This is a genomic window from Hansschlegelia zhihuaiae (genome assembly GCF_004103825.1).
Classification (GTDB): Bacteria; Pseudomonadota; Alphaproteobacteria; order Rhizobiales; family Methylopilaceae; genus Methylopila; species Methylopila zhihuaiae.
In genome coordinates, this window is the sequence record NZ_RYFI01000015.1 from 101577 (window position 1) to 125876 (window position 24300).

General features: G+C 64.0%; 29 protein-coding genes. 21 read left to right on the top strand and 8 right to left on the bottom strand.

Annotated elements, in window-relative coordinates; all coding sequences use genetic code 11:
* Nucleotides 1-1042 (bottom strand): heavy metal-binding domain-containing protein (locus EK403_RS23325; protein ID WP_428979618.1); only part of this gene is annotated, 1042 nt, incomplete at its 3' end.
* 171 nt (nucleotides 1043-1213) lie between these two features.
* On the opposite strand from EK403_RS23325, the gene EK403_RS22750 reads away from it, so the two are divergent.
* Nucleotides 1214-1519: a hypothetical protein gene (locus tag EK403_RS22750; RefSeq protein WP_128778390.1), complete on the top strand. Its 306-nt coding sequence runs from the start codon at nucleotides 1214-1216 to the stop codon at nucleotides 1517-1519.
* A 117-nt stretch (nucleotides 1520-1636) separates the two neighbouring features.
* Nucleotides 1637-2308, top strand: a complete 672-nt coding sequence (locus EK403_RS15635; RefSeq protein ID WP_206659560.1) for a Crp/Fnr family transcriptional regulator — start codon at nucleotides 1637-1639, stop codon at nucleotides 2306-2308.
* Nucleotides 2309-2364: 56 nt separating this feature from the next.
* Here EK403_RS15635 and EK403_RS15640 read toward each other — a convergent pair whose 3' ends face one another.
* Nucleotides 2365-2616 (bottom strand): hypothetical protein, encoded by a 252-nt coding sequence (locus EK403_RS15640; RefSeq protein ID WP_128778392.1) that lies wholly within the window; start codon nucleotides 2614-2616, stop codon nucleotides 2365-2367.
* A gap of 661 nt (nucleotides 2617-3277) precedes the next feature.
* On the opposite strand from EK403_RS15640, the gene EK403_RS15645 reads away from it, so the two are divergent.
* The 9 genes from EK403_RS15645 to EK403_RS15690 all read left to right on the top strand — a co-directional run bounded on the left by EK403_RS15645 (nucleotide 3278) and on the right by EK403_RS15690 (nucleotide 9896).
* Complete coding sequence (locus EK403_RS15645) at nucleotides 3278-3553, top strand: metal-sensitive transcriptional regulator (protein WP_128778442.1); 276 nt, start codon at nucleotides 3278-3280, stop codon at nucleotides 3551-3553.
* Nucleotides 3550-3978 carry a hypothetical protein gene (locus EK403_RS15650; protein ID WP_128778393.1) on the top strand — a complete coding sequence of 143 codons (429 nt, stop codon included), beginning with the start codon at nucleotides 3550-3552 and terminating at the stop codon, nucleotides 3976-3978. The genes EK403_RS15645 and EK403_RS15650 overlap by 4 nt, the downstream gene beginning before the upstream one ends.
* 361 nt (nucleotides 3979-4339) lie before the next feature.
* Complete coding sequence (locus EK403_RS15660; protein WP_128778395.1) at nucleotides 4340-5776, top strand: TolC family protein; 1437 nt, start codon at nucleotides 4340-4342, stop codon at nucleotides 5774-5776.
* A gap of 14 nt (nucleotides 5777-5790) precedes the next feature.
* The gene (locus EK403_RS15665) at nucleotides 5791-7194 is read left to right on the top strand and encodes a multicopper oxidase family protein (protein ID WP_128778396.1); all 1404 of its coding nucleotides are present in this window, start codon (nucleotides 5791-5793) and stop codon (nucleotides 7192-7194) included.
* Between the two features lie 26 nt (nucleotides 7195-7220).
* A complete protein-coding gene (locus EK403_RS15670; protein WP_128778397.1) occupies nucleotides 7221-7697 on the top strand; it encodes a cupredoxin domain-containing protein in 477 nt (158 codons plus the stop codon).
* A 25-nt stretch (nucleotides 7698-7722) separates the two neighbouring features.
* A complete protein-coding gene (locus EK403_RS15675) occupies nucleotides 7723-8007 on the top strand; it encodes a copper-binding protein (RefSeq protein ID WP_128778398.1) in 285 nt (94 codons plus the stop codon).
* A gap of 6 nt (nucleotides 8008-8013) precedes the next feature.
* On the top strand, nucleotides 8014-8511 hold the full coding sequence (locus EK403_RS15680) for a DUF305 domain-containing protein (protein ID WP_245479732.1): 498 nt from the start codon (nucleotides 8014-8016) through the stop codon (nucleotides 8509-8511).
* 33 nt (nucleotides 8512-8544) lie between these two features.
* On the top strand, nucleotides 8545-9066 hold the full coding sequence (locus EK403_RS15685) for a hypothetical protein (protein ID WP_128778399.1): 522 nt from the start codon (nucleotides 8545-8547) through the stop codon (nucleotides 9064-9066).
* A 284-nt stretch (nucleotides 9067-9350) separates the two neighbouring features.
* Nucleotides 9351-9896 (top strand): DUF6036 family nucleotidyltransferase, encoded by a 546-nt coding sequence (locus tag EK403_RS15690; RefSeq protein WP_128778400.1) that lies wholly within the window; start codon nucleotides 9351-9353, stop codon nucleotides 9894-9896.
* Between the two features lie 41 nt (nucleotides 9897-9937).
* On the opposite strand, the gene EK403_RS22435 is transcribed toward EK403_RS15690, so the two are convergent.
* Complete coding sequence (locus EK403_RS22435) at nucleotides 9938-10162, bottom strand: hypothetical protein (RefSeq protein ID WP_164919623.1); 225 nt, start codon at nucleotides 10160-10162, stop codon at nucleotides 9938-9940.
* A 99-nt stretch (nucleotides 10163-10261) separates the two neighbouring features.
* Between EK403_RS22435 and EK403_RS23795 the strand changes: the two genes are divergently transcribed.
* From EK403_RS23795 to EK403_RS15740, 9 genes are all read left to right on the top strand, one after another.
* Entirely contained in the window at nucleotides 10262-10522 is a 261-nt protein-coding gene (locus tag EK403_RS23795; protein WP_128778402.1) for an HVO_A0114 family putative DNA-binding protein, read from the top strand.
* Nucleotides 10523-10715: 193 nt separating this feature from the next.
* A complete protein-coding gene (locus tag EK403_RS15705) occupies nucleotides 10716-10946 on the top strand; it encodes a hypothetical protein (protein WP_128778403.1) in 231 nt (76 codons plus the stop codon).
* A 67-nt stretch (nucleotides 10947-11013) separates the two neighbouring features.
* Entirely contained in the window at nucleotides 11014-11373 is a 360-nt protein-coding gene (locus tag EK403_RS15710) for a hypothetical protein (RefSeq protein ID WP_128778404.1), read from the top strand.
* Between the two features lie 551 nt (nucleotides 11374-11924).
* Nucleotides 11925-12104, top strand: coding sequence for a YhhA family cyclophane-containing RiPP (gene yhhA, locus EK403_RS15715; RefSeq protein WP_128778405.1), 180 nt, complete (start codon nucleotides 11925-11927; stop codon nucleotides 12102-12104).
* Nucleotides 12105-12113: 9 nt separating this feature from the next.
* Nucleotides 12114-14258, top strand: a complete 2145-nt coding sequence (gene yhhB / locus EK403_RS15720; protein WP_128778406.1) for a cyclophane-forming radical SAM/SPASM peptide maturase YhhB — start codon at nucleotides 12114-12116, stop codon at nucleotides 14256-14258.
* 4 nt (nucleotides 14259-14262) lie between these two features.
* The gene (locus EK403_RS15725) at nucleotides 14263-15261 is read left to right on the top strand and encodes a hypothetical protein (RefSeq protein WP_128778407.1); all 999 of its coding nucleotides are present in this window, start codon (nucleotides 14263-14265) and stop codon (nucleotides 15259-15261) included.
* Nucleotides 15245-15841, top strand: a complete 597-nt coding sequence (locus EK403_RS22755) for a hypothetical protein (RefSeq protein WP_206659561.1) — start codon at nucleotides 15245-15247, stop codon at nucleotides 15839-15841. The genes EK403_RS15725 and EK403_RS22755 overlap by 17 nt, the downstream gene beginning before the upstream one ends.
* A 34-nt stretch (nucleotides 15842-15875) precedes the next feature.
* The gene (locus EK403_RS15735) at nucleotides 15876-16943 is read left to right on the top strand and encodes a glycosyltransferase family 2 protein (RefSeq protein ID WP_164919625.1); all 1068 of its coding nucleotides are present in this window, start codon (nucleotides 15876-15878) and stop codon (nucleotides 16941-16943) included.
* A gap of 483 nt (nucleotides 16944-17426) precedes the next feature.
* Nucleotides 17427-18443, top strand: a complete 1017-nt coding sequence (locus tag EK403_RS15740; RefSeq protein ID WP_128778409.1) for a hypothetical protein — start codon at nucleotides 17427-17429, stop codon at nucleotides 18441-18443.
* Between the two features lie 93 nt (nucleotides 18444-18536).
* Here EK403_RS15740 and EK403_RS22440 read toward each other — a convergent pair whose 3' ends face one another.
* The 5 genes from EK403_RS22440 to EK403_RS15765 all read right to left on the bottom strand — a co-directional run bounded on the left by EK403_RS22440 (nucleotide 18537) and on the right by EK403_RS15765 (nucleotide 24037).
* Nucleotides 18537-19775, bottom strand: a complete 1239-nt coding sequence (locus EK403_RS22440) for an abortive infection family protein (protein WP_206659562.1) — start codon at nucleotides 19773-19775, stop codon at nucleotides 18537-18539.
* A 64-nt stretch (nucleotides 19776-19839) separates the two neighbouring features.
* Nucleotides 19840-20367, bottom strand: a complete 528-nt coding sequence (locus EK403_RS22445; RefSeq protein WP_164919626.1) for a hypothetical protein — start codon at nucleotides 20365-20367, stop codon at nucleotides 19840-19842.
* On the bottom strand, nucleotides 20352-21461 hold the full coding sequence (locus EK403_RS15755; RefSeq protein ID WP_342633787.1) for an RHE_PE00001 family protein: 1110 nt from the start codon (nucleotides 21459-21461) through the stop codon (nucleotides 20352-20354). Before EK403_RS15755 ends, EK403_RS22445 begins: the two co-directional genes overlap by 16 nt.
* Nucleotides 21458-22516, bottom strand: coding sequence for an AlbA family DNA-binding domain-containing protein (locus tag EK403_RS15760; protein WP_128778411.1), 1059 nt, complete (start codon nucleotides 22514-22516; stop codon nucleotides 21458-21460). Before EK403_RS15760 ends, EK403_RS15755 begins: the two co-directional genes overlap by 4 nt.
* A 33-nt stretch (nucleotides 22517-22549) precedes the next feature.
* Nucleotides 22550-24037 carry a PIN domain-containing protein gene (locus EK403_RS15765; protein ID WP_128778412.1) on the bottom strand — a complete coding sequence of 496 codons (1488 nt, stop codon included), beginning with the start codon at nucleotides 24035-24037 and terminating at the stop codon, nucleotides 22550-22552.
* Nucleotides 24038-24075: 38 nt separating this feature from the next.
* Between EK403_RS15765 and EK403_RS22450 the strand changes: the two genes are divergently transcribed.
* The gene (locus EK403_RS22450; protein ID WP_164919627.1) at nucleotides 24076-24243 is read left to right on the top strand and encodes a hypothetical protein; all 168 of its coding nucleotides are present in this window, start codon (nucleotides 24076-24078) and stop codon (nucleotides 24241-24243) included.
* The last annotated feature ends 57 nt before the right edge of the window (nucleotides 24244-24300 follow it).

Here is a 24300-nt window from a genome sequence, read left to right on the forward strand (position 1 = left end):
CGCCCGTGACCATCGACTGATCGACATTCGATCTTCCGTCCGTAACCTCCGCGTCCACGGGGATCCGCTCGCCGGGACGAACGCGCAGCTCGTCGCCGACCGCGATGTCGTCAATGGCGACCTCCTCTTCAGCGCCGTCCGCACGCGTGCGGCGCGCGGTCTTCGGCGCGAGATTGATGAGCGCGCGGATCGCGCCGGAGGTCTGGTCGCGCGCGCGCAACTCCATCACCTGACCGAGCAGCACGAGCACCGTTATGACGGCGGCCGCTTCGAAATAGACCGCCACGACGCCGTCCTGTCCGCGAAAGGCCGGGGGGAACAGTGAAGGCGCGAGCGTCGCGACGATACTGTAGGCATAGGCGACGCCGACGCCCATCGCGATGAGCGTGAACATATTGAGGTTGCGCGAAACGATCGACGCCCAGCCCCGCTGAAAGAAAGGCCATCCGGCCCAGAGCACCACCGGCGTCGCCAGGGCGAACTGGATCCATATGGAAGTCGCAGGAGGCACGACATGGTGGATCGCGGGGAAGAGATGCCCGCCCATCTCCAGGACGAGGATCGGCGCGGCAAGCGCCAACCCGATCCAGAAGCGCCGGGTCATATCCATCAGTTCGTGGTTCGGCTCGGCTTGGGCGCTGACCAGCTCCGGCTCGAGCGCCATGCCGCATATCGGGCAGGAGCCCGGTCCGTCCTGCCGGATCTGAGGGTGCATCGGGCAGGTGTAAGTCGCGCCCGCCGGCGCTTCTTCGCGGTCGGCTTTGCGCCCCTCGGAGTATTTCGCGGGATCGGCCTCGAACTTCGCCTTGCAGCCGGCGGAGCAGAAATAATGTGAGCTTCCGCCTGCCTCCGACCGATGCTTTGCTGTCGCGATCTGGACCGTCATGCCGCAAACCGGATCAATGGCGGCGCCGGCGCCTTGGTCATGTTTTTCGCTCGGATGGAGAGGCGCGCCGTGTGCGCCCTCGACCTGAGCGGCCTTTTGACGACCATCATGGCCTCCGCAGCACGATCCTGACGAGTGATGCGCGTGGTCCGCCATCTTAATCTCCCAGATACCAAGGTGGGGTATATGTGGTGTTGCTCTCTATACCCTGTAGGGGTAGGCTGGCAAGCCACTGGATTCGGACCGCGCCACGTGCACGCTGTTTCATCTTCACGTCGGATTGGAAAACGCCGGCCGGCCGGCATTTTCGCTTGCCTGGCGCGGGTGTTGTTCGTGACGTTCATGGCGATCGGTCTTATGGGACTGCACGCGAACGCCGGCGTCGGGGCGGTCCACCATGACGAGAGCGCCGAGGCCGCGTGTTCTTCCTCAGACGGCGCGGGATGCCAGAGCGAGGCGAGGGCCGGAGCGACCGAGCTTTGTGGCCCTTCCGTCTGCGCAGCGATTCCGGCGCCAGAGCTAAAAGTTTTGATGCGTCTCGCTCTGACCCACGCGCTGACGTTTACGGTCTTGGAGACTGACGCGCTTGGCGCGATGACGGATCGCGCGACGCCGCCGCCCCGGCGCATCTGACCGCAACAGTTCGCGCAGCCGACCAACCCCTCGGGTGGGGCGGCGAGGTCATCCTTTTTGGGGCGGCGACAGCGTCCAAACGCGATCGCGTTTCGCGCGCCGTCAGTGGTTTCAGTCATGATTCAATCGTCACGCATCGCGGCGGCGGCGCCGCATCGCGTCAACTTCATCCCGGATCTGCTCGAGCTTCGTGCGGCCGAACTCGGCGCGCGCAGGCGCACTCTCCAAAGAGGCCAGTCTGTCGACATACCTGACGGCGAATGCTGCGTGCTCATCGTGATCAAAGGAATGCTCTCCGTCGTCACGCCGACAGTCGATGGCAAGGAAGCGTTCTTGTCCGACGTCCGCCCGGGCGAAATGGTCGGCGAGGCCTTCGCATTGGGTAACGATAGCGTTCCGCTTGCGGTGACCGCCGTCGAGCAGACGGAAGTCTGGGCGTTGCGAAGGACGGCATATCTGCGCGCGCTTTCAAGCGTCCCCGAGTTCACGGTCGCGGCGATGGACGCGATGTGTCGGCGCCAGTGCCGCACAAACCTGCGCATGGCCGAAAGCGTGACCATGCATGTCGCCGACCGTCTCGCGGCGGAACTGCTCAGGCTGGCGCAGTCAAGCGCCGACGGAGATCACATCGACGACCTCCCGACCCACCGGGAACTTGCGGTTCGAATCGCCAGTCATCGCGAGGCCGTGACCAAGGAGCTCAGCCGGCTGGAACGCGTCGGCGCAATACGCAGGAAGGGACATCGGCTGGCTCTGGTGGGGCCGTCCTGGTCCAAAGATGCGCTGTGACTGCGAGGGCCGCGACAGTGGGGGTTGCCGCGGCCCTCTTTCTCACAAGATGAAGATTAGTTCTTCACCCAGTGAGAAGCTCCACTGGCGCTTCTGATCGCGTCGATCTCGCCAGTCGCTTCAGACGACGCCTTGGCGTGCTCCCAGCTCTTCGTGGGCAATTTGTTCGGCGGGATGGTGCGCATCACCCAGCGGCCATCGGCGTCGGGCGTCGATAGCCAGGTCTGCGATGTGGTCAAAGGATGCGCGGAGACGGTCGCGGCCATCGCGCTTGCCAGAAAAAGGCCAAAACCGAAAGTCCTGAACATGATCCTCTCCTCGAGCTGCCGGCTTTGCGCCGGTGTGGGGGGAGAATCTGACGGATCACGCGTTCGGCATGTGGCGATCGCCACATGCCCCATCTTTTTCTCTCGATACCTTGGCCTCGTTCCTTGGGCGATCTCGCGGTCTCATGCGATGGCCTGATTGAGGCTGCGGGACGCCCAAGAACAGACGCCCCTGGTGGTCAGTCTCGATGGTTCGGGACGACGCCTACACGGGGGAGCAAGCAAAGCGCCGAGCCGGCGATCAAAGCGGTTCGCGTGTGTTTTAACAGTTCTGATCCAGGAGTTTGACGTGTTTCACCTTAATCGTGCGGTCCTTGGCGCAGTGTTCGCTATCGGCTTGGCGACTTCGTCGGCGGCGTACGCAGAAGACAAAAACGCGACCCAGAACAATGGGCCGGCTCGCGAGTCGGGGAGCAATTCGACCCATGTCGAAGTCCCGTCCTCCAAGGCCGGCCCTGCTCGACAGGGAGCGAATGACAGCCGGCCCGCGGACCAGGCGGGCGACGGCAAAAAGGTCACCCCGACACAGACAAGCGGTCACGATCACTGACCGCCCCTGGACCGGGACGGATGCGCTGCGGCGGCCGTCCCGGTCCAGTGGAATGACGTTGCATTGATACCCGGACTGGGTATTATGGGGACGATGATGGCGGCTACCAAAACCTCCTGCGCAAAGCGCCTGAACCGGATCGAAGGTCAGGTTCGCGGAATTGCGCGCATGGTGGAAGAGGACCGCTACTGCATCGATGTCGTCACCCAGATCACGGCGGTGCGCGCTGCGCTGAAGAAGGTCGAGGAGGTCATCCTCCAAGATCACGTGGGTTGTTGCGTGGAGCACGCCATCGAAAGCGGCGACAAGGACGAGCAGCGTAAGAAGGTAGCAGAGCTCGTCGATGTGCTCGGAAGAGTGCGCGGATGAGCCCCCAAACGCTGCTCCGCCTGTTGGCTGGTCTGGTTTTGGCGATGACGTTGTTTGTCGGCTGGACCACGCCGAGCCAGGCTCATGGCGGCCACGACGCCGCCATGGCCTCGCAGCCGCATCAGGAGCCGGTGAAGGCTGCATCATTCGCGGCGCAAGACGTCGCCCAAGGCGACCATCAGGCCCCGCCGACAGTAAGCGCGGCCGAGCCGGACTGCGCCGGACACGCTTCGGCTCCGGACGGATCCAGCAAAACCTGCTGCAGCAACACTTGCCACGCTGTCTTGGCGAGTGATCTTGCGCTTCCCGCAGCCCTGTCGGTTGTCTTGGCGGTCGTGTCTTCGGCGACCGAGCCGTCCGAACTGCAGGGCCCGACGATCTTCATCAAGCGCCCTCCCAGACGTCTCGCCGCGCTGGTCGGCTGACGCCAAGAGAAGGTTCGCGCCCGGATGATCATCCGGACATCGTGAACTGTTCCCCAGACGTCTGATCGACCGCGCTCGCCGGCGCCGCAAGCGCCATCGCGTCCGTTCGTCAGATCTCGGGGTACTAAATGAAGCCGCTTGTCCCGGCCGTTGCAGCATCGTTCGCTGCGCTCTTGAGCGCCTGTTCGGCGCTGCCGCCATCGCCCATCGCAGGCCGAAATCCGGCCGATCCATCCGCCGCTGCGCCCTCGGCCCGATATGTGCCGGTCACAGCCGGAATGGCTGACTACCGCCCTGTCGAGCCCAAGCCTTGGCTTGAGCAGAACAAGGCCGTGACCTCCAAGCCGATGGAGGGGATGTGATGAACCTTCCTCGCTCCCGCATCTTGCGTGTCTCGGCCGTCGTCGCCTTGTCCGCCACGCTCGGCGCCTGCGCCTCGATTTCCGCCGACCGCGGCATGACGCCCGTCGTCTCGCGCGTCTCTCTCGATCTTGGAAAGGAGACGGCGAAGATCGTGACGCCGGCCGACGCGGCCGCCGTCCAATCCCGCGTCGCGCGCTTGCTCGCCAAGCCTCTGACGGCTGACGCCGCAGTCCAGATCGCGCTTTTGAACAATCGCGGCCTTCAGGCGGAATACAACGCCCTGGGCGTGTCCGAGGCGGAGTATGTGGAGGCCAGCCTCCCGCCGTCGCCGACGGTCTCGATCGAGCGTGTGACCTATCAGGGGGAGCTCGACATCGAGCGCCGGCTGATCGCCGACCTGTTGCAGCTTCTCACGCTGCCGAAGCGCGCCAAGATCGCCGAGACCGAGTTTCGCGCGGCGCAGTACAAAACGATCCAGGCCACCTTCCGGACCGCGACGAAGGCGCGACGCGCTTACTACCAGGCGGTCGCGGCGCGTGAGACGGCCGCCTTCTTGGAGACGGCAAGGGCCTCCGCGGCGGCGTCGGCCGAACTGACCAAAAAGCTGGGCGAGACCGGCGCGACCACAAAGCTCAATCAGGCGCGCTCCGGGGCGCTTTATGCGGAAGTCGCGACCGAGCTCGCTGAGGCGCGGCTGGACGCCGCGAAGGAGCGCGAGGCTTTAACCCGGGAGCTCGGCCTGTGGGGCCGTGAACTCGACTACAAGCTGCCGTCTCGGCTTCCGGGGTTTCCCAAGCTCAGAACTCAGGGCGACGTCGAAGCCGTAGCGCTTCGCCGGCGGGTTGATCTCATCGGCGATCGGTTCGAGCTCGACGCACTGGCGCAGAGCTACGGCCTCACGGAGCAGACCCGTGCGATCTCGATGCTCGAGGTCACCGGCATCGCCAACCATTCAAAGTCGGCGGAAGGCGACAAGGCCAATCCGAAAGGGTTCGAGGTCGCGGTCCAGATCCCGATCTTCGACTTCGGAAAGGCGCGTTCGGTCAAGGCCCAGGAAACCTACATGGGCGCGGTCAACCGATTGCTGGAAAAGGCTGTCAATGCACGCTCTGAAGCGCGCGAGGCCTATGCGACCTATCGCGGCCGCTACGACATCGCGCGAGCGTTTCAGACCCGTGTTCTTCCGCTTCGCAAGATCATCACCGACGAATCGCAGCTCCAATACAACGGCATGCTTGTCGACGCGTTCGAGCTGCTCACCAACGCCCGCGAAAACGTCGCTTCCAACGTCGCGGCGATCCGGGCCAAGCGCGACTTCTTCATCGCCGACGTGGACTTCCAGGCGGCCCTGATCGGCGGCGCCGCCGCCGAGGAGGCTTCGCCCGAGCCCAAGCTCGCTTCAGCCGCTTCGGCGTCTGCAGCATCACCACAGTGACCGGGAGAGGCACCATGACCGTCTCACGCAGATCGTTCCTGTCCGCCTCCGCGGCGGGCGCTACGTCGCTCGTCGCGGCGTCCGCCGTCTCCGGCCGCGTCCAGGCCGCCTCCATCCCCGAGGCTGCGACCATGAAGGACGCGACGATGCAGCCGCCGCTCGTTCCGACGACCGGCCCCGATTACAACCCCGTCGTCACGCTCAACGGCTGGACCGCGCCCTGGCGCATGAACGGCGACTGGAAGGAATTCCACCTCGTCGCCGAGCCTGTGATCCGTGAGCTCGCACCGGGCATGGTCGCGCATCTCTGGGGCTACAACGGCCAGTCTCCGGGCCCGACCATCGAGGCCGTCGAAGGCGACAAGGTCCGGATCTTCGTCACCAACCGCCTGCCGGAGCACACCACGGTGCATTGGCACGGTCAGCTGCTGCCGTCCGGCATGGACGGCGTCGGAGGGCTCACCCAGCCGCACATCAAGCCCGGCCAGACGTTCGTCTACGAGTTCCAGCTCCGGAAGAGCGGGACCTTCATGTACCACCCGCACGCCGACGAGATGGTCCAGATGGCCATGGGCATGATGGGCTTCTTCGTCGTTCATCCGAAGGATCCGGCGTTCCGGCGCGTCGACCGCGACTTCGTGTTCTTGATGTCGGCCTACGACATCGATCCGGGAACCTACGTGCCGCGCGTCGCGGAGATGACCGACTTCAACCTCTGGACCTGGAACACCCGGGTCTTTCCGGGCATCGACCCGATCGTCGCGGGCAAAGGCGACAAGGTGAGGATCCGCTTCGGTAACCTCACCATGACCAACCACCCGATCCACATGCACGGCTACGACTTCAAGGTGTCGTGCACCGACGGCGGCTGGGTGCCGGAGGCGGCCGCCTGGCCCGAAGTGACGATCGACTGCGCGGTCGGGCAGATGCGCGCCTTCGACTTCGTCGCAGACGTTCCCGGCGACTGGGCGATCCACTGCCACAAGTCGCACCACACCATGAACGCCATGGGCCATGAGGTCGCGAACTTCATTGGCGTGAACAAGAAGGACATCGCGAAGAAGATCAAAGCGGTCGTCCCCGGCTACATGCCGATGGGCAGCGCTGGCATGGCCGACATGGGTGAGATGGAGATGCCTCTCCCCGACAACACGCTGCCGATGATGACGGGCTTTGGCCAGTTCGGTCCCATCGAAATGGGCGGGATGTTCACGGTGGTGAAGGTCCGCGAGGGGCTTGTGCGCGGCGACTACAAGGATCCGGGCTGGTTCAAGCATCCCGAAGGACAGGTCGCCTTCGAGTGGAAAGGACCGCAGCAGGCCGCGACCAGTCAGCCGGCCGCCAAGGCGAAATCAGGCGACATGGAAATGAACGTCGTGAAGCCCAAGGCGGGCGCCGGCGGACACGCAAATCACTGATCCCCAACAAGATTGGACCATAGGGCATGAAACAGATGTTCAAGTTCGCCGCGGTTCTCGGCGCGACGCTGCTTCCGACGTTCGTTCTTGCGGACGCCGGTCACGATCACGGCGGTTCGCGTGCCTATGGCGAACCCGGAGATCCGAAAAAGCCGACTCGAACGGTCGAGATCGTCATGAAGGAAACCGACGACGGTAAGATGCTGTTCGAGCCCAACTCGGTTTCGGCGAGCAAAGGCGAACAGATCCGCTTCGTTCTCAAGAACGAGGGTCAGATCGACCACGAATTCATGCTTGCGACGCGGGCGGAAAACGACAAGCACGCAATTGCGATGCAGAAAGCTCCCGACATGGAGCACGACGACCCGAATGGACGACGCATCGCTCCGGGTAAAACCGAGGAAATCGTCTGGAAATTTTCAAAGTCTGGCGAATTCAACTTCGCCTGCCTGATCCCGGGCCATCGTGAATCCGGGATGGACGGCTCGGTCGCCGTCAAGTGAACCCAAGAATCCGAAGGAGAGAACAATGAAGACTTTCAAGATCGTCGCGGGCGCTTTCGCGCTCTCGTTGCTCGCTGCGACCGCAGCGTCGGCGGCGGAAGGCACCGTCAAGAAAATCGATGAGAGCGCAGGCAAGGTCACGCTTGAGCATGGTCCGATCAAGAACCTCGGCATGGACGAGGGAATGACGATGGTCTTCAAGGCCGGCGATCCGACGATGCTGAAGTCGGTCAAAGTCGGCGATAAGGTGTCATTCGAAGCTGATCGCGTGAACGGTCAGATCACCGTCACCAAAATCCAGAAAAAATAAGTTGTCATGGGCGGGCGCGGCCACTGCGCCCGCCCTGAAAGCTTTCAGGAGAAGAACATGCTTAAACTCGTGCTCACGGCGGCCTTCATCCTCACGACGGCGGCTGCGATGGCCGAAGATGCCAAGTCGCCTCCGCAGGGAACGGAAAGTCTCCCCAAGGCCTGCCAGGTTGCTTCTCCAGGCCAGGGCGTGACGGGCAAGGCGATGGAGATGGGCGACATGGCGGCTCACTCGATGTCGGACATGGGCGAACCCCAGATGGCGTCGATGAAAGCTATGCAGGAGATGAACCGGACTATGAGGGCGACGCACGGGATCAAAGACCCTGACCTCGCTTTCGTCTGCGGGATGATCGCGCATCATCGCGGCGCGGTGGCGATGAGCAAGATCGAGCTGCAGAGCGGCAAGGACGATCAGGCCAAGACCTGGGCCAAAAAGATCATCGAGGACCAGGAAAAGGAGATCGCGGAGTTCGAGGCCTGGGCGAACAAGCGCGGTCAGTAAAGCCGCTCAGAGACCGCTGGTAGGGAGGGAGTCATGGTCGGTTCGACGGCGCGAACGCCAGGACAATTCCGCCGTCGAAGCGTCATCATCGGAGCTTCCCTGATGGCCGTAGGGTTGACTGGTCCAGCCGGGGCGACGGGAACGGGTCCGGCAAAAAGCGCGGTCGACACCGACGTTCTCGCCAACGTGCTGTCGACCGCGTTCCTCGCCGCAAATCTGAGCCGTGTCTGCGCGGAGCAGAACCAATGGTTTCTGGAGGACACGAAAAGCGCTGCGGGCGATGGCCGCACATTCGCCGAGCACATCAAGGAAGAGGTCCTCTCGAGCTTGAACGAAGGCGACGCCGGCGTCGTCGTCATCAGAGCCGCCAATGCTGCGCGAGCCGTCTCGCTCGGTCTGATCCACGTCATGCAAGACGAGTCCACGGCGGCTGAGGAGCAGCGCATGGCCGCCTGGTGCGAGACCACCGCCAAACCGCTCGTCAGGGGCATCTTGGCGCAACACGACATCCGGCATGATCTCTATGACCGGATGCTCTCCCGAGCCAAGCAATAGCCCGTCGGGTCGCGTCCCGTCTGATTAGCGCAAAGACCGGTCTGCGAGTCGAGACCGGCGGCTGCCTGATCGGGCGCCCCGCGGCTTGCCCTCGGTGGAGGTGGATGGTTCGAACCGCTGTTGGGTAAGCTTGTGCGGATTAAGGGCCGACCCCAATCGCGGCCCGCGTACCGAGGCGCTCAAATACAGTCATGTCTGAAAAGGCTATCGGACCGCCGTCACCATTAGCAACGTTGAAAAATATCATTCTATGATATAAATAGCTAGGAGTGAAGGAGCGATGAATGCCGATTGACGCATCGATGATAGAGGCTCTCTTCGCCGAGATCGGCGCGGCGCTGAAAACCTCGGCGACACTTTGCGTGATAGGCAGCACTCCTGGCATCGCTACCGGCCAGAAGGAGCGTCAGACGCCTGACATCGACGTGTGGTTCGCCAGCTCTGATTTCGACGCGGCTGAGCTATCCCGCGTTTGCGCTCAGATTGGCGTGCTCTACGATCCAAAGGGAGAGGTGGCTCCGGATAAGATATATATCCAGATAATTAGACCTGGTGTTGTTCAGTTGCCGAAGGAGTTCGAGACGGAAACTATCGGTAGATATGGAAATCTTACAGTTTTGATGCCGACGCCGGATTTACTTGCTGCGGCAAAGCTTGTCAGATCAAGCGCCACTGATGTCCAAGACGTCGTATGGTGGGTTAATCAAAGAGGAATTGATCTGTCCGACATTGAGATGGCGATCAAGAATTTGCCGCGACCGTCTGATAGAGAGGCTGCAACGGAGAACCTCATTTTTGTAGAACTTACTGCTGGCCGCGAACGAAAATGAATAGGTCTCCAAGAGAACTTTATGTGTCTGCGCTCGACGTTCTATTGCGCGGTGAAACCGCTCGGATCGCCCATAGTCGCGATTGGGAGCTGCTTCGTGAAATCTCTCGGCTCGCGGCCTCCGATGCCCCGATTGAACTTGCGGCGACCGATCCTGCATTGTTCCAAAGCTGGCGAGCGGCCGTTACGCGATTTCATGTCGCCGGCTGGAGCGCAATGACCCCAGAACGCATTGATCAAATCGTCCGGCGTCTCAGCGAGCAGCATGCCACAACTCTCTGAGACGCAGCGCTTAAGTGCTGACCACGCAAAAAGTAGTGGTCATTCGCGCATTTGCCCATCAACCGAAGACGCATTCCCAAAGCGATGACCGCGCCGTCGAGCGAGGACGTGCTAAGAGCGCTTACGCCAGAGAACTGCAGGCTGATTGCTCTCATCCACAGGCATCGGCCATCCAGCGTCACCGAGTTGTGCAGCCTGGCAGGACGGCCCCAGTCGAACGTCTCGCGCTCGCTTGCAGCTCTCGGGAAGGTCGGACTGGTGTCACTGGTCGGGGGAAGGCCGAAACGACCGCATCTTGCTACGGCCTGTGTCACGATCAGCTTGCATGACTTGAAGGCCGAATAAGACGTTCGCAGTGCGCGGGCGCTTGCGTAAAGACGGTGTTACGCGACGCCCAGTCGATGAAGCTGGTTTTGGAACATCGTCGACAAGCATCACCAGCGGTGAATGTCGATGTGGCGACCGCCACATCGCAGAACCGTGTGATGCCTTAACTTCACTCCAGCTCAGTTCGAGCAGAACAGATGGAGTGAATGAAATGAAGACTCTTCTGGTGGCGAGCTTGGTCGTGATCAGCTCAATGGGGGCGGCGCTTGCGGACGACGCCACCATCCCGAACTCCACCAACCAGCATGGTCGAGACCGGGCGGACTTTTACGCCAGTGTTCCCGATTTTTCGATGCTGACCGGAGAGTCGCAGACCCGCGACCAGGCGATCGGTCAGCTGTCCGAGAACTCTCATGATCATCGCGGCGTCGTCACTCGCTGACGCGGACGACGGTAGCGCTTCGGCCTGGTGCGACTGGCCGGGCCGGAGCCGATCTGGAGACAAGGGAATGCGCGATAACGCAGGTATGCCGCTCAGGATCGCCGCGGTGGCGGCCAGCTTGGGGCTGTCGGGTCTTCTTCTCGTCGCGCCGACACAGGCGAATACGCCGGCCGCGGCGACGGATGGCGCCGCGGCAGCTCAAAAGCCGGCATTCAGACGGATAGGGCTGACGCCTCCGTCGTGCGACGACTCCAGAAGGGTAGTGGTGAAGACGATGACCGACGACGCCGCGGTCCGCCACGAGCAATCGGTTCACTGGATTCGTCACAACTTCAAGGGGTATCAGATGAAGCCAAAGTGCGCCGTGATCCAAGTCCGTGAAGCGACGCCGGTCCCGCTGGAGCGACACTGGCGCCTCAAGCCGTGAAGCCTGGCCAGCGGTGACGCCTTAAACACGCATGAGCGAGCGCCCGTCCGCCATCGAATCGAAGCCGTGCGCCATGTTCACCCGGCTCTTTTTGAAGGGTGCTCGCGTTGATAGCGATAAATTGGGCTGCCTGGGATGACGGCGGCGGCGAATTTCCATCCGGCCGCTCATGTCACACTGTCGTGATCGCCTTACGTTGCGATCATCGTGGGCGCAGCGATATTTGCTGTCGATCAAGTTAAATTAAGACAAACAGGCCAAGTTGAAGCGCATAATATTCGTTTCTTTCGATCAATTGAACGAATAGCTAAAGATTTAGCTTAATTCATGCGATAGCGATGTCAGGCTATACTGTCGAGAGAATTTCACGGCGCGCTTGGCGGCGGGGGTTACGGCCCGCGATGGGCGGTGATCGGCGGAACATCTGCCGGGCGCCGAAATCGACGGTAAGTAAGGTGCGCATCGATCCTGGATGATAGCCTATCCAAAGATTGCAAACCCTAGAAATTTCCCTTATCTGATCAGAACAAACAGAAAACAGGAGCTTTCCCATGCCCCCTGTCAGTCAGACCGCCACGCAGCCCGAGGACGCGCTCAAGATCGCTGTCTTGAGGAGCCAGTCGGTAAATCCGGCGATCCAGCGGCTTCGCAGCCGTGTTCTCGCCAGCGCCGAAGCGAGCGAAGTGATCACCAGCTACGACCGGATGCACCACCGGCACAATCGCTCCTGAGTCCAACCCTTGGCGGCGGCTCGGATCACGTCGTTCCTGGTCAAGGTCGCCTCCCGGTGCAACCTCGATTGCGACTACTGCTACGTGTATCACCACGCCGACCAAGGCTGGCGATCGATGCCCAAGACGATGTCGGCCGAGGTGCGAAACGCATTCGCATCTCGGCTTGCTGATTATGCGCGAGAGGTCGACCTCAAGCGCGCCGTCGTCGTGTTTCACGGCGGCGAGCCCTTGCTTGCAGGCGTCGAGCCGCTCGTAGAGTTCGCCCGCGAGCTTCGTGCGGCTGTCGGGCCGGACGTCAAGCTCGACGTCGCGATGCAGACCAACGGGCTGCTGCTGGACGAGGATGCGCTCGACGCTCTGGAAGAGGCCGACATCTCGATCTCCCTGAGCCTCGACGGTCCGCGGGAGGCCAACGACCTCCATCGCACCAGCAGGAAAGGGCGATCGAGCTTCGACCGCGTGATGGCGGCTTACCGGCGGCTCCGGGAACGGCCGGCGATCTTCGCCGGCGTGATCGCCGTAATCGATCCTTCGATCGCACCGGACGACCTCTTCGCCTTCTTCGACGAGCTCCAGCCGCCCAAGCTCGATTTTCTGCTACCCGACGCCCACCACCTCCGGCCTCCGCCCGGTCGCGACGCCGAACCCGAGCGCTACAGCGCCTGGCTGATCCGCGCCTTCGACCTCTGGTTCGATCGCTATCCTCACCTGCCGCTCAGAACGTTCGAGTCGCTTCTGGATGTCGCGGCCGGCCTGCCGTCGGCGACCGACGCGTTTGGGTTCGGGGACGTCAACCTGCTGTCGATCGAGACCGACGGCAGCTATCATGATCTCGACGTGCTCAAGATCGTCCGTGACGGGGCGACCGCGCTGTCAGGGACGGTGCGTGACGCCGCGATTTCAGCGGTGGCTGCCTCGCCTGGACTGGAGGCGCACCGGGCCCTGTTGCGCAAGGACGGCCTCTGCGCAAAGTGCCTGAGTTGCACGGTCGTCGACATCTGTGGCGGCGGATCCGTCCCTCACCGTCACGGCGAAGACGGCTTCAAAAACCCCTCGGTCTATTGCGGCGAGCTTTACGCGCTGATCTCGCATGTGAAGGCGCGCCTGGAAGACGGGCTGGCAGGGGAACGGGAGAACCTCAGCTCGAGGCTGCCGGCGGATTTTGATCTGGCGCGGTTCGAGCTGGCCGAAACGTCAGCCGAGGCCACGCGACTGCTGAGCGAGGATGCGCGCGCAGGCGCGCTGGCGCGGTTCAGGTCGGCGCTCGAGGCCGCCTCGGGTGTCGGCGGATCGGTCGCGCAGGCTGTCGAAAGCCTTGCAGGACGCTCCGATGCAGAGCTTGCGGATCTGGCGATCGAGCCGGGCGTCGCCGCCTGGACGCGGGCGATGCTCGCGCAGGCGGCAGGAGGACTGGTGCACGACGTCGACGGCAAGCCGCTGCGCGCCGACGCCGCCTATCTCATCGTGCTTGCCGGCCGCGAGCTGTCCGGCGAAAACATCGTCGTGGCCGGCGACGACGCCTGGCTTAGGGGGCCCTTCGGAGACCAGATCTATTTCGAGGGCGAGGACGTCGCCAGCCGAGCCGCGCCCGTCGTCGAACAGGCGCTCGCCATCGTGCAGCGGTGGCGGCCGGCGCTTTACGAGGAAATGCGCAAGACCTGCCGCGCGATCCAGTTCGTGCGCGATCCATCCGCGGATCCCGCAAAAATCGTGTCGTTCAGCGACGATTCTGTGCCCGGCGCGCTGTTCGTGTCGGTCTGGCAGGGCGAAGGCCTGATTGACCCTTACGACCTCGCCGACTCGCTGATCCACGAATATCGCCACCAGAAGCTTTACCTGCTCGAGCGCTTCGGCCCGACGGTGAGCCCAACGGCGCCGCGCGTGGTCTCGCCGTGGCGCGCCGATCTCAGGCCGCCGTCCGGCCTGCTGCACGCGGTGTTCGTGTTCGTCGAACTGAAGCGCTATTGGGCTCACGTGCTGGAGGCCGGTCCGCGCCACATGCGCGATCGGGCGCTCAACCAGCTCAGGGACACCGAGCGCAATCTCGAGCTTGGTTTTTCGACTTTGCGGACTTGCGAGATGACGCCGCTCGGCGACGCGTTGATCGAAACGCTCGACCGGGCGAGGCGCCAGCAGCCCGTCGCCGCCTGACGCCATGCTGGTCGCGGCCGACCTCCTGCCCGAGGACGCGGCCGAGCGCCACGGGCGGCTGCGCGGCTATTTTTGCGACAAGGACGCGACGGCGACGCGCACGCTCGAAGGGTGGGCGTTGGAGCTTGCTTGGCCCAGCGACCCCGAGCGACATGTCGACACTGCCCTCGACGAGGGGCTCGCCTGGTGGGGCGGGGATTTGCGTCGCCAGGAGATGGCGACGGCGCGTCGGCGATCATCCAGGCTGCTGCGGTGTCTCTACGACAGCTGGACGCTTGCGAGCTGGGCCGAATGGCTCGAGCGTAGCGGCTCCGGAGCGCTCGAACATGTGACGATCCTTCATGTCGACGATCACCGCGATCTCGACGCTCCGCGGCTGTCCGTAGGCGCAGACGGGTGGCGCGACCTGATTTCGGGCGCCGCCTGCGACTTGAACGATCCGCGCTCCGTTATGGCTGCGATCGAGAGCGGCGCGATCGGGATGGGCAGTTTCATGACGCCGTTCCTCGCCGCTGCGCCGCAGGCTGAAGTCCGGCATCTGATCCAGCCTCCGAAGGGACAGCGGACGCTCGATTTCGAGATCCGACACGGCGTCGTCGGGGACGATCTCATCGAGCCGGGCGCGCCACGGCCGGCGGTAGAGCTCGTCCCAACCGGGGCGGGGACGGGACCTCGCCGATATCGGATGACGCCCTCTCTCGACGACTGGCTGAGCGATCTCGACGGCCGTCGTCTGCTGCTCCATGTCGACATGGATTACTTCTGCAACCGCTACGATGGCGACAGCGACTGGCGGAGCCGGGTTTTGCCTCTTGATCCGCCCATGGAAGCGATCGAGCGCCGTGTAGACGAGGTCGTGGCCGCGCTTAACAAGCGCGGGCTGATTGGCCGGCTCGAAGACATAGTGGTCGCGTATTCTCCCGGCTTCTTTCCAGCCGAGTTCTGGGGGCGGACGGACGAGCGGCTGACGCGAGGCCTCGGGCTCGATGCCGGCCGCGGATGACGCCCGAAAGGTCGCGGCGAAGCGCCGGCGCAAGCAGCGCTCGTCGCCCAAGCCCGCATCGACCAAGACCACGACGCCCAAGCCGAGGGTCGCTAGAGACCCTGTGTCCGCGCAGGATGTTCGGCTTGTGTCGACGAAGGGAACGAAAGGACGCGGCGGTGGCGCGGACGGCGAGGCTTGGCGCATCGAACATAAGGGGCGACGCGCCGGCCAGGTCTTCATCAACCGGATCGATCAGCCGCCGGTTGGACCTCACGCCTCGATCCAGATCTATCTGAATCAGGCGAGCCAGGGGCGCGGCATCGGACGTCTCGGCTATCATCTCGCCTGTGTGCAAAGCCGTTACGACGTCATCTATGCGCACATGCAGAAATCCAATCTGGCGTCCGCGCGCGCCGCGGAAGCGGCCGGGTTCGTCGACGCGGCGCTTCCCGAGGAACGGCAGCGGCTTCTCGTCTGGCGACGTCAGTCGGCGGCGGCTTCAGTCGAGCCGCCGACCGTCGAGCTGCAGTCTTCGCAAACCAAGTCCGACGCTCAGCGGGCTCCTGAATCACCGCCGACCGAACCTGAGAAGTCCTGACCGGCATCTTCTGCGATCCGACGGATGGACCGGCATGCTGACGGTGATCGTGATCCCCTGCTTCAACGAGCGCGACGAGATTTTCCTTGCCGCGAAATCGTTCGGTTTCGGGCTGGGCGAGGAGACGACGCCGAAGGACACTCATCTCGTGCTGGTCGACAATGGCTCGACCGACGGCACGCCGGCGTCGCTGCGTGCGATCAGAGGGTTCTCGCGCAAGGGCGCCGTCGTCGTCACGAGCGAGGCCGAGCGAGGCTATGTCCCGCCGCGCGCCAAAGGCGTGACCGTCGCCGCGCGGCTGACGAGATCGATGGGCGTTTCGCCTGAACGTGTTCTCATCTTGCAGGCCGACGCCGACACGCGATACGAGCCGGGTTACGTCGATGCGTTCCGGCAGGCGGCGGAGAGCGCAACCGGCCCTGCTCTTATTGAGGGGCTGACGCATGCCCCGGGCCGCTTCCTGGACGGCCATCCCGGCTTTCAGCGTCTCGCGGACACGGTCGACGCCGAAATGGCTCCCTTTCTCGTCGACGACTCTCTCGACGTGATCGTCGACGACAAGGTCAGCGGCTATTTCCTAGCGAGTTACGTGGCCTGGGGCGGGCACCAGCGGCAGTATCGTGCCGACGGCAAGGAGATCCACGCCGAGACCTCAAGATTGTTTCTGCGGGGAAAGCGCATGGGAGCGGCTCATGTGCGGGCGCCTCTCGCTCAGGCTATGCCGTCCCGACGCAAGATTCTCAGGAACTCGATTCGTCATTTCGCCACCGCCGGATTTCCACGTGACGAGGCGTGGTGGCGGAAATGGAGCCGGGACTATCAAGGGCCGCGCGACCTGGCGGCGTTCGAGGGGCCGGATCCGGGACCGCCGCTCGATCGCGCCATCGCCACGCGCAAGGCGCATCTGCTTGCGTTGATGTCCGCCCTGCCTCTCTTGGTCGCCGGGCCGCAGCAGGTCGAGATCGAGCGACGGCGCGCACGGCTTCATCCGCTGGTCGATACGTTCTTTCTGGGGCTTCACGCCCCGCCTCGCGCCGACGACGTCGCTGCCGTGTTCGATCTTGCGTTGGGCGCCATCGATGGCTGGGACGCGCTGCTTTAGTCTGGACGGCGGGTTTGGCCAGGCGGTCTGATCTGAAGGAATGGCGTTCACCGCGGCTGCGGCTCGGACGAAAATGACCTGGCTGAGCTTTACGGATCGCGCGTTGTCGAACAAGGCGCGTGTCGCCTGAACTGTCGGCTGCCATCAAGCGCGCGTCTGCTCCGTAACACGCGGTAGGCGCGCCAGGCGTTCCCTAGGCGATTTTGGCAGGCCTGAAGGCTCAGCCGGCTCGGCCGGCGCTGACGCGCCGTCCGTGGATCGTATGCGCGCCGCTGAAGCGCAGCCGGGTCGAGCCTTAAAACGAATTGAGCCCCGTAAGGGGCCCAAAGCTCGTGCGATTTGTTTAGACTCCCGACACGTCCTCACGAGTGAAGGCACAGCCCCCCAAAGGGCATCGCGACCGGAGTGATCAGAGTGTGGCGCTTGCGGCCGGCCTAGTCAAGACTGATAAGGCTGACTGTCTTTCCTGGTTGCGTCCCTATCATGCCCTCTCGCGAACGTTCGTTAACGGCCTACGTCAAAGCCGATCTGAACTGCGAACTGTCTCGGCCGAATTTCGAGGCGATCCTCGCCTTTATGCCCGGCGCGAACATCGAGCTGCTGCGGCATTCGTTAAAGGAAGTGCGGGGCGCGGCAAAGAGAACGGATACGAGCCGACTGCTCGAGCAGCTGCACCGCAGCTATCATCGCAAGCTTGCCGAACAGGCGAGCCTCTATCCCGTTTTTCACATTCTGGAATCAGCCTACCGGGCCAAGCTCGGGTTCTGGCTGGAGAACCACTACGGCGTCGATCGATGGTGGGAGCCGATCCTGGCGGAACTTCGCCATGATCGGGACTTGACCGAGGTCAATGGCGTCGCGGTCACGCACAGCGCTCTGCGGGCTCTCCAGAACCTGATCAAGAACGTCGAGGGTGACCGCTATGACCGTGGCGTGCTCGCCCAGGCGGACGGGCACGGCGTTCTCGCCCGGGCCAAAATGTCGGACATCGAAGAGCTGATTTTCGAGCATTGGCCAAACTTCAAGAAGGAGCTCCGCGGGCAGTTCTCAAACGGTTCGCCTGTCGAGCCGGCCACGTTCAAGGCCAAGTTCAAGCGTGTCAGAGACGCCCGCAACGAGGCCTATCATCACCGCGAGGTCGGCCGCCGCGCCGAGATCGTCGCGCTGGCCGAGGAGCTTCTGGACCTGATTGACGTCCATCTCGGGTCGGTCGTCGATCACGCCGCGCAGCTGGCGCCCAAGGTCCAGGCCTCAGGCGTCAGGGTGGACGCGCGTCATCTGGCGCTCTGCGCGGTCGACCGGTCGTTCCGTATCGAGACTGTCCAACAGGGGCGCGATCCCGTGGAAGCGGAGGTGACCGCGATGACCGGAGGCGATGCGATCGCTAAATCGATCGCCGGCATGTCAGGCGAACGGCGGGCCAAGCTGCAGGCGGTGCGACTGACCGACCGCGACGCCGAAGCCGGCTCTCCTCAGCATGAAGGGGCGCGAGCGCCCTAGCGCAAAAGTGGCGACGCGGCCCGGCTCTATCGAAAATCAAGGGCGCCGGACCGGCGTCTTCGCCCGCCGGCGTCGCAAACGGAGAACGTGCGTTCAGCCGGCGGAGCTGTCGGCATTGTCCTCGGCGGCCGCGTCGGGGGCGGTGGAGCGGGTCGCTCGCGCCTGATCGAGCCACGTCGCCATCAGGAACTTCGCCATCGATCCCGCCAGATTGACGACAAGCTCGGCGTGCCGGGGCTGGGGGCGCACCGGCCGACCTTTCTGAGCATGAGAATCGCCCAGCCGGTTTCTGAGCGTGCCAATCGTGTTCACGACGTTCTGGCAGCTCCCCAAGATGGTTTTGAAGGCGACCTCGGTGTGTTGGCTGGGGGCGAGGTTGAGATGCTCCGCGGCAAGGGCCCAAAGTCGCGGCAAGTCGTCCTTGTCGGTGTAATCGAGGCGCGCTTCATCGAGGATATGCTTGCAGCTTCGCTCAAGCAGGGTTCGGGCTATCGTGATTGCGCCTTCGGGATCGCTGGTGCGGCGCTCCAGCGCCTTCGCCCACAGCCTGTCGACGCCGGCGTTGTCGAGCTTCTGGAACTGCGCCGTCAGTTCTCGATCCGCCGGCGACTCGCCGGTCGCTGAACAGAGCCTGACGGCATAGACCGCGTAACCCGAGACCTTGCGCGTCTGGGCGAGTTCATAGCCGTCGCGCTGCAGAAATTCGTTGAGCCTCTCTACGATCTCGGCCTGCGCCTCGTCCGCTCGCACCATCGGATCGACGATCCGTTCCAGCAGGGCGAAGACGCGCCGGCGGGAGCACGTCGTCACGCCGAGATGGGTGAGGAGTTCGGCGTTGGTCCAGTCGTCGTGCTCGACCCGGTGCCGCTCGATATCGGCCCTGAGCGTCTTCTGGGACCGGCGCAACTCGGGATAGATCGTCGGCATGTCTTCGAGCGGAAAGATCGGCTCGAGCAGCTCGAGATCGTCGCGAAGCTGGCCGGCGAGATCAATGGTCTGGAGATAGTCGATCAGACGACGCCGTATAATTTGGGTCAGGGGCCGCCCGACCTCCTCGTCGATCGCGGCGGCGCACTCTTCGAGGCCGGGGCTCTGAAACTCGTTCAGGACGCGTTCGGCGACGGCCAGCAGCGCATCCCTTTCAAGTCGCAGCAGCCGGGTGTGGACGTAGGTGAACTTGCTCGAGAAAGCTTCCTCGCTGGATCCCTCGTCGAGACCGACACGGGCGCACACGGTCGGCAGGTCGTATGCCTTCACCTCCGTAAGAGTGCTGGCGATCGCTTTGCGTAGATCACCGAGCTTCGGGCCGGCCATAACGACGTCCTCGATCATGCCAGTCGGCAGAGCGGCTCTACTGCGACGGAGCAGATACGACCTGTAGCAGCGCCTGCGGTCATCATCGACCGGAGCCGGTCGATCGGCTGTTGAACGCGTCCTTCCACGAGCGTCGACAGGTGGCCGCGTCTGCGCGATCCTGGGCGCGGACGGTGGCCGAGAGCATGCGATGACGGACAATGTCGACCTGTTCGCCGACGTCGCGGCGGCGCTGTTTGTCAGACTCCGGGCGGCGTTTCCGGTGCCGGTCGACGTTGAAGTCGACATGTTGGCCGACGAGGCCCTCGATGGCGCCAATCCGACGGGCGCAACCCCGGAGGCTTTTGTCGAAGCTACGGTGCTTTGGCTCGGCGCCGCGGGGCTGATCGTTTTCGAGGCGGGTCAGCTTGGAGCGCGCGTGATCGAGCGGGTTGGGCTGACGGCGCGCGGCTTTCTGGCGTTGCAGGCGCGCGACGCGGACGCAGAGCCGATCGGTTTTTACTTGAGCGATCATCCGTCGCCTGAGCTGCGCCGCGACCTTGTCGGCCGCGCGCTCGCGGCCGTGAGGTGACGTGCCTTTGCGCGGCCGGCGTGTCAGGCCGCCGACCATGCGCGATAGCGTTTGCGCCCGGTCGTTTCCCGCAGGCCGAGTTCGAGCGCGAGCGTTGTCGCCGCTCGCTGCGTCACGCCCAATCGGGCGGCGATCAAGGATGCGGTGACGACAGGCGTCTCGATCGCCAGCGCAAGGAGGTTTGGCAGGCTCGAGCTCGACCGCCGTCCGCGGGCCCGTAACGACAGCACATTCTGCGCCATCGCCAGACGGTCGTGTTCCTTCAGTCCGGCCTCGGCGGCCGCAGAGAGCGCCGCAAGACCGACTTCGATCTGGATCGCAGGATCGCGCTTCCAGCGCTTCTCCTGGGGCGTCGCCTTGAGGCCGATGCTGAGGCCGACGTTGAAGGCGCGCGTTTTGGCGCGTGCGCGCAACAGCTCCGCCGCGAGCAGCCGCCCTAGATAGGGTTGCGCCTGCAGCGGCTCGATATGGTTCCAGGCGTCCAGAGCGATGGCGGCCGCGAGCGTCGGCGGCAGCGCCGACGTGGCGTCCACAGTCTGGCGCCATTCCGCCAGTCGGGCGTCCTCGTCCCAGTCCAGATCGTAGATCAGGCTGGGACGCTCGCTCCTCGCTCGGGGCTCGACGCGCTCGCCTGAAAGCAGCTTTTCCGAGCGCGCCACAACGGCGTCGATCGCCGCCAGGCTTTTGGCCCATTCGTCGTCCGCGTCAGGCTCTTCCCAGTCCTCGTCGATCCCGAGTTTGCTCTGAGGCGCGTCGTCGATGGTCGCGCGTCCTCGCAGGACGTCCAGGCCGGACGGCTTCAGCGCCCAGCCCGACGTGGCCATCTGGATACGGCGCCTCGCCCGCAGCACGGCGTGGGCGCGCACCAGTTCGGCGGTGGGCGCGCGCACGTCCATCATCGCGTCATGCAGGACGAGATCTTCGACATGCACGAGTTCGCCTTCGAGCCAGAGACTGGCGCAGGCGTCGGTGAAATCGGCCCGCGCGATCCAGCCTTGGCGGAGCTCGCTCTTGGCGAGCCGCTCGTCGAGCCGCGCCAGGGCGTCCTCCGCCTTCGCGGTCGGGCCAGCCAGCCGGCTCCATATCAGGCGTTCCGACAGTTCGTAGCGCGGTTCGCTCTGCAAGACGGTCAATAGATCGAAGCCTTATAGGCGGTCTCGTAGAGGGCCTTTGCGAGTTCGCCCGGATCAAGCGTTTCGATGAGCTGCCGGGGCACCCATCGCGCCGGTCCGTCGTGACGAAAGAACCGGCCAAGCCCCGGCTCGATCCGAAGATCGGTGAAAGCAGCCTCGATTGCGAACGGCCCACTCACGGTGTTGTCGGCGAAGAGCTCGACGAGCCCTTCGAAATAGCGCGTCAGTTCCTCTCGCATTTCGTAGAGCGCCAGCCGGCCCTCCCCTTGGGTCGAGTAAAGCGCGTGGACAATCGAGGCCTGGACGAACCAGTCGTCGGCGACGAACAGGCGGTGATAGTTCGCGCCGTTCATTGTGGGCGTCAGGATTTCATATCCGCCCGGAGCGCCGCGAAAGACGTCTGATCGACCGCTATAAGTCGGGCCTGGAAACAGCCGGCCCCTCTCCTCGACGCGCAGCGGCGCATGGTCGTCAAAATGCTCGCGCGGCAGGATCGAGATCGTGAGCCGCGGCGCGCCCTCGACCATGACGCCGCGTTGCGCAAGCGCCTCGCTCTCGCGCTGCGACAGGTCCGACAGTGTCGCGCGATAGTCCTCGAAGCGCTTGAAGTAGGCGCCGATCTCGGTGCGCGGCAGAACCTTGTTCTGCTTGTCGGTCCGGACCCGGAACGCGCCGTTGAGGCGGTTTTGATAGGGCTGCATCCGGTGCTCGGCGATCGCCACGACAAGCGCATATCCGTCGCCGTCGAGCGCGATCTCATAGGTTGACACGCCGAGCGGCGTCGGGTCGACGCCGGTTTGAACAAGGCTCTGGATTTTTCGACCGAGCTCGTCGGGATCGGCGTGGAGCGGGCGCCAGTGCTCAAAACCGCCCTTCTTCTCGGCGACGCCGACCACGAGAGCCCCGCCACGCGCGTTCAGGAACGCCACGATATCGTCGAGAAACCCCACCCGGGCCTTTTCGTCGGCGAGATCGATCTCCCGCTTGAAGTCGAGCTCCGGGCCTTCGACGACGGCCCGGGATTCGATCATCTCACGCGTGATTTTATCTGGCATGCGACTGTCCTGGAGCGGTGTGCGGAGCCGCGGTCAAGAACCTGACGGCTCCAGATCAAGCAGCCTGGCGATCTCCGCGACGGCGTCGTCGCGGCGGACGTCGAGGCGCAGGCGCAGCGTGGCTTCGACCGGCGTCCTGAGATTGTTCGCGGTGACGCGGACGCCGATCTCGCCCGTGATCGGGCCGTCTTCGGCCAGCATCGCGACCACGTCGAACTCGAACGGTTCGGGATCGGCCAGGTGCGGGAAGCTTTCGCATTCATAGTCCCAGTAGGATCCCCCCTTGCGGTTCTCGTGCGGCATGCGCCGGTAGAAGGCCTGAGGGTCGCGCGGCTCCGCCGATATTGGCCGGATCGGCATAAGGGTGTGGCGCGAAAGTGAATCGAGATCGCGCATCGTGTGGGATTGGGCGATCACCTGCTCAAACGCGGAGCGGCGGCGGGCCGACGGATCTTCGTAATCCTCGAGCCCTTCCAGTTCGCTGAGGTCGAAGCCTTGACCCGGGACGCGTTTGCGCGTCGGTCTTGGCGGTCGCGGCGGGTCGCGGAACGCCGCCGGTTCGAGCGGCGGCGGCGCGGTTTCGGTCGGCTCATAGAGTTTCAATCCGTCGGACGCCTGGATGACCACGCGCATGTTCTCGGCGGGCTCGACGCCGAGATTTTGAACCGTCAGCGTGAGACTGACGCGGGCGACAGCAATTTTCGAGCGCTGTCCGCGGCGCTCGATCTCCGCCCGCAGCTCGGCGCGCCAGCGCTCGTAAGCTCCGGTGTAGGCGGCGATTGTTTTCTCTGACGGCGGATCATAGGCGTCCGGATCGGAACCGTGAGGCGTGTCGAACTGTGTCGCCAGGGGCCTGGCCGCCGTCGCGCGCGCCAGAACCGTCTCGATCTCGGTTTCCGTGAGCGCATCCCGTCGGGTGATGATCAGCGACAGGAAATTCTTGATCTCAGCGTCCGCATGGGTGAGGGCGCAGTCGACCGCCGGGCCGCGACGCTTGAGGTCGCTCACCTCGCGCGTCAGCCGGGCGATCTCCCTTTGCTCCGTCGTGGCCTCGGTCGGGAGCTCCCACCGCGTCGGAGGCCGCAGCACGGCGATGTTGTGGGCGTAGGCGACCGCCATCACTTCCGCGTCGTCGCTCAGCACCGCGATCGAGGCGTCCGGATGCTGGACGCGATAGGCGAGAGCGTCCGCCACGAGCTGATCGTCGCCCCAGCCTTCGGCGAGATCGCGCGGCGCCGTCCATCCGACCGGACGCGCCACGTAGTCGAGCACAAGCCGAGGACCGGCGTCGCGCAGCAGCTCCGGCGCGCCCGCGGCGACGATGTCGCCGAGCGCCTTGGCGTAGCGTCGCGCGCGATCCTGCGACCGGCCGCGAAGCTCGTGCCTTTTCTTCTGAAGCTCTTTCTGGACCGTCCGTCCGGCGATCAGCGTGACAGTCGGATCCGACGTGACGTCGCTCCATTCCAGCTCGCGCAGGTCGCGGAAATGGATGAACAGGTTGGTGTCGGGGAAGATGATCATGCGTTGGTCCGTCGGACACGTTCGCCAAGCGTCGGCGGATGGTCGTGGCGGCCGGCCGAGGTGGCGAATTCTTCGGCGAAATGCGCTCGGCCGAGCGTTTGCGCGATCGCGAATCAATCAAGGATATCAAGCTATCCCTCAACGTAACGGAAGCAAACAAGGATTACGCTTCCGTCACTGCGAATCCTGTTGTGGCCTTCTGCTGATCATCGATAACAAAAGTTTATCGATGCCTATCGACAGGAGCCCGCAAATCAGATCCT

What these genes read in the sequence shown, in the direction of transcription:
- EK403_RS15665 (WP_128778396.1), top strand. Translation starts at nt 5,791, where the DNA reads ATGACCGTCTCACGCAGATCGTTCCTGTCCGCCTCCGCGGCGGGCGCT.
- EK403_RS15635 (WP_206659560.1), top strand. Translation starts at nt 1,637, where the DNA reads ATGATTCAATCGTCACGCATCGCGGCGGCGGCGCCGCATCGCGTCAAC.
- EK403_RS22755 (WP_206659561.1), top strand. Translation starts at nt 15,245, where the DNA reads ATGCCGGCCGCGGATGACGCCCGAAAGGTCGCGGCGAAGCGCCGGCGC.
- EK403_RS15680 (WP_245479732.1), top strand. Translation starts at nt 8,014, where the DNA reads ATGGGCGGGCGCGGCCACTGCGCCCGCCCTGAAAGCTTTCAGGAGAAG.
- EK403_RS15660 (WP_128778395.1), top strand. Translation starts at nt 4,340, where the DNA reads ATGAACCTTCCTCGCTCCCGCATCTTGCGTGTCTCGGCCGTCGTCGCC.
- EK403_RS15710 (WP_128778404.1), top strand. Translation starts at nt 11,014, where the DNA reads ATGCGCGATAACGCAGGTATGCCGCTCAGGATCGCCGCGGTGGCGGCC.
- EK403_RS22435 (WP_164919623.1), bottom strand. Translation starts at nt 10,162, where the DNA reads ATGCTGCTCGCTGAGACGCCGGACGATTTGATCAATGCGTTCTGGGGT.
- EK403_RS15675 (WP_128778398.1), top strand. Translation starts at nt 7,723, where the DNA reads ATGAAGACTTTCAAGATCGTCGCGGGCGCTTTCGCGCTCTCGTTGCTC.
- EK403_RS15640 (WP_128778392.1), bottom strand. Translation starts at nt 2,616, where the DNA reads ATGTTCAGGACTTTCGGTTTTGGCCTTTTTCTGGCAAGCGCGATGGCC.
- EK403_RS15670 (WP_128778397.1), top strand. Translation starts at nt 7,221, where the DNA reads ATGAAACAGATGTTCAAGTTCGCCGCGGTTCTCGGCGCGACGCTGCTT.
- EK403_RS22445 (WP_164919626.1), bottom strand. Translation starts at nt 20,367, where the DNA reads ATGGTCGGCGGCCTGACACGCCGGCCGCGCAAAGGCACGTCACCTCAC.
- EK403_RS15735 (WP_164919625.1), top strand. Translation starts at nt 15,876, where the DNA reads ATGCTGACGGTGATCGTGATCCCCTGCTTCAACGAGCGCGACGAGATT.
- EK403_RS22440 (WP_206659562.1), bottom strand. Translation starts at nt 19,775, where the DNA reads ATGATCGAGGACGTCGTTATGGCCGGCCCGAAGCTCGGTGATCTACGC.
- EK403_RS15765 (WP_128778412.1), bottom strand. Translation starts at nt 24,037, where the DNA reads ATGATCATCTTCCCCGACACCAACCTGTTCATCCATTTCCGCGACCTG.
- EK403_RS15685 (WP_128778399.1), top strand. Translation starts at nt 8,545, where the DNA reads ATGGTCGGTTCGACGGCGCGAACGCCAGGACAATTCCGCCGTCGAAGC.
- EK403_RS22450 (WP_164919627.1), top strand. Translation starts at nt 24,076, where the DNA reads ATGGTCGTGGCGGCCGGCCGAGGTGGCGAATTCTTCGGCGAAATGCGC.
- EK403_RS15760 (WP_128778411.1), bottom strand. Translation starts at nt 22,516, where the DNA reads ATGCCAGATAAAATCACGCGTGAGATGATCGAATCCCGGGCCGTCGTC.
- EK403_RS15645 (WP_128778442.1), top strand. Translation starts at nt 3,278, where the DNA reads ATGATGGCGGCTACCAAAACCTCCTGCGCAAAGCGCCTGAACCGGATC.
- EK403_RS15740 (WP_128778409.1), top strand. Translation starts at nt 17,427, where the DNA reads ATGCCCTCTCGCGAACGTTCGTTAACGGCCTACGTCAAAGCCGATCTG.
- yhhA (WP_128778405.1), top strand. Translation starts at nt 11,925, where the DNA reads ATGCCCCCTGTCAGTCAGACCGCCACGCAGCCCGAGGACGCGCTCAAG.
- EK403_RS15725 (WP_128778407.1), top strand. Translation starts at nt 14,263, where the DNA reads ATGCTGGTCGCGGCCGACCTCCTGCCCGAGGACGCGGCCGAGCGCCAC.
- EK403_RS15650 (WP_128778393.1), top strand. Translation starts at nt 3,550, where the DNA reads ATGAGCCCCCAAACGCTGCTCCGCCTGTTGGCTGGTCTGGTTTTGGCG.
- EK403_RS15690 (WP_128778400.1), top strand. Translation starts at nt 9,351, where the DNA reads ATGCCGATTGACGCATCGATGATAGAGGCTCTCTTCGCCGAGATCGGC.
- EK403_RS23795 (WP_128778402.1), top strand. Translation starts at nt 10,262, where the DNA reads ATGACCGCGCCGTCGAGCGAGGACGTGCTAAGAGCGCTTACGCCAGAG.
- EK403_RS15705 (WP_128778403.1), top strand. Translation starts at nt 10,716, where the DNA reads ATGAAGACTCTTCTGGTGGCGAGCTTGGTCGTGATCAGCTCAATGGGG.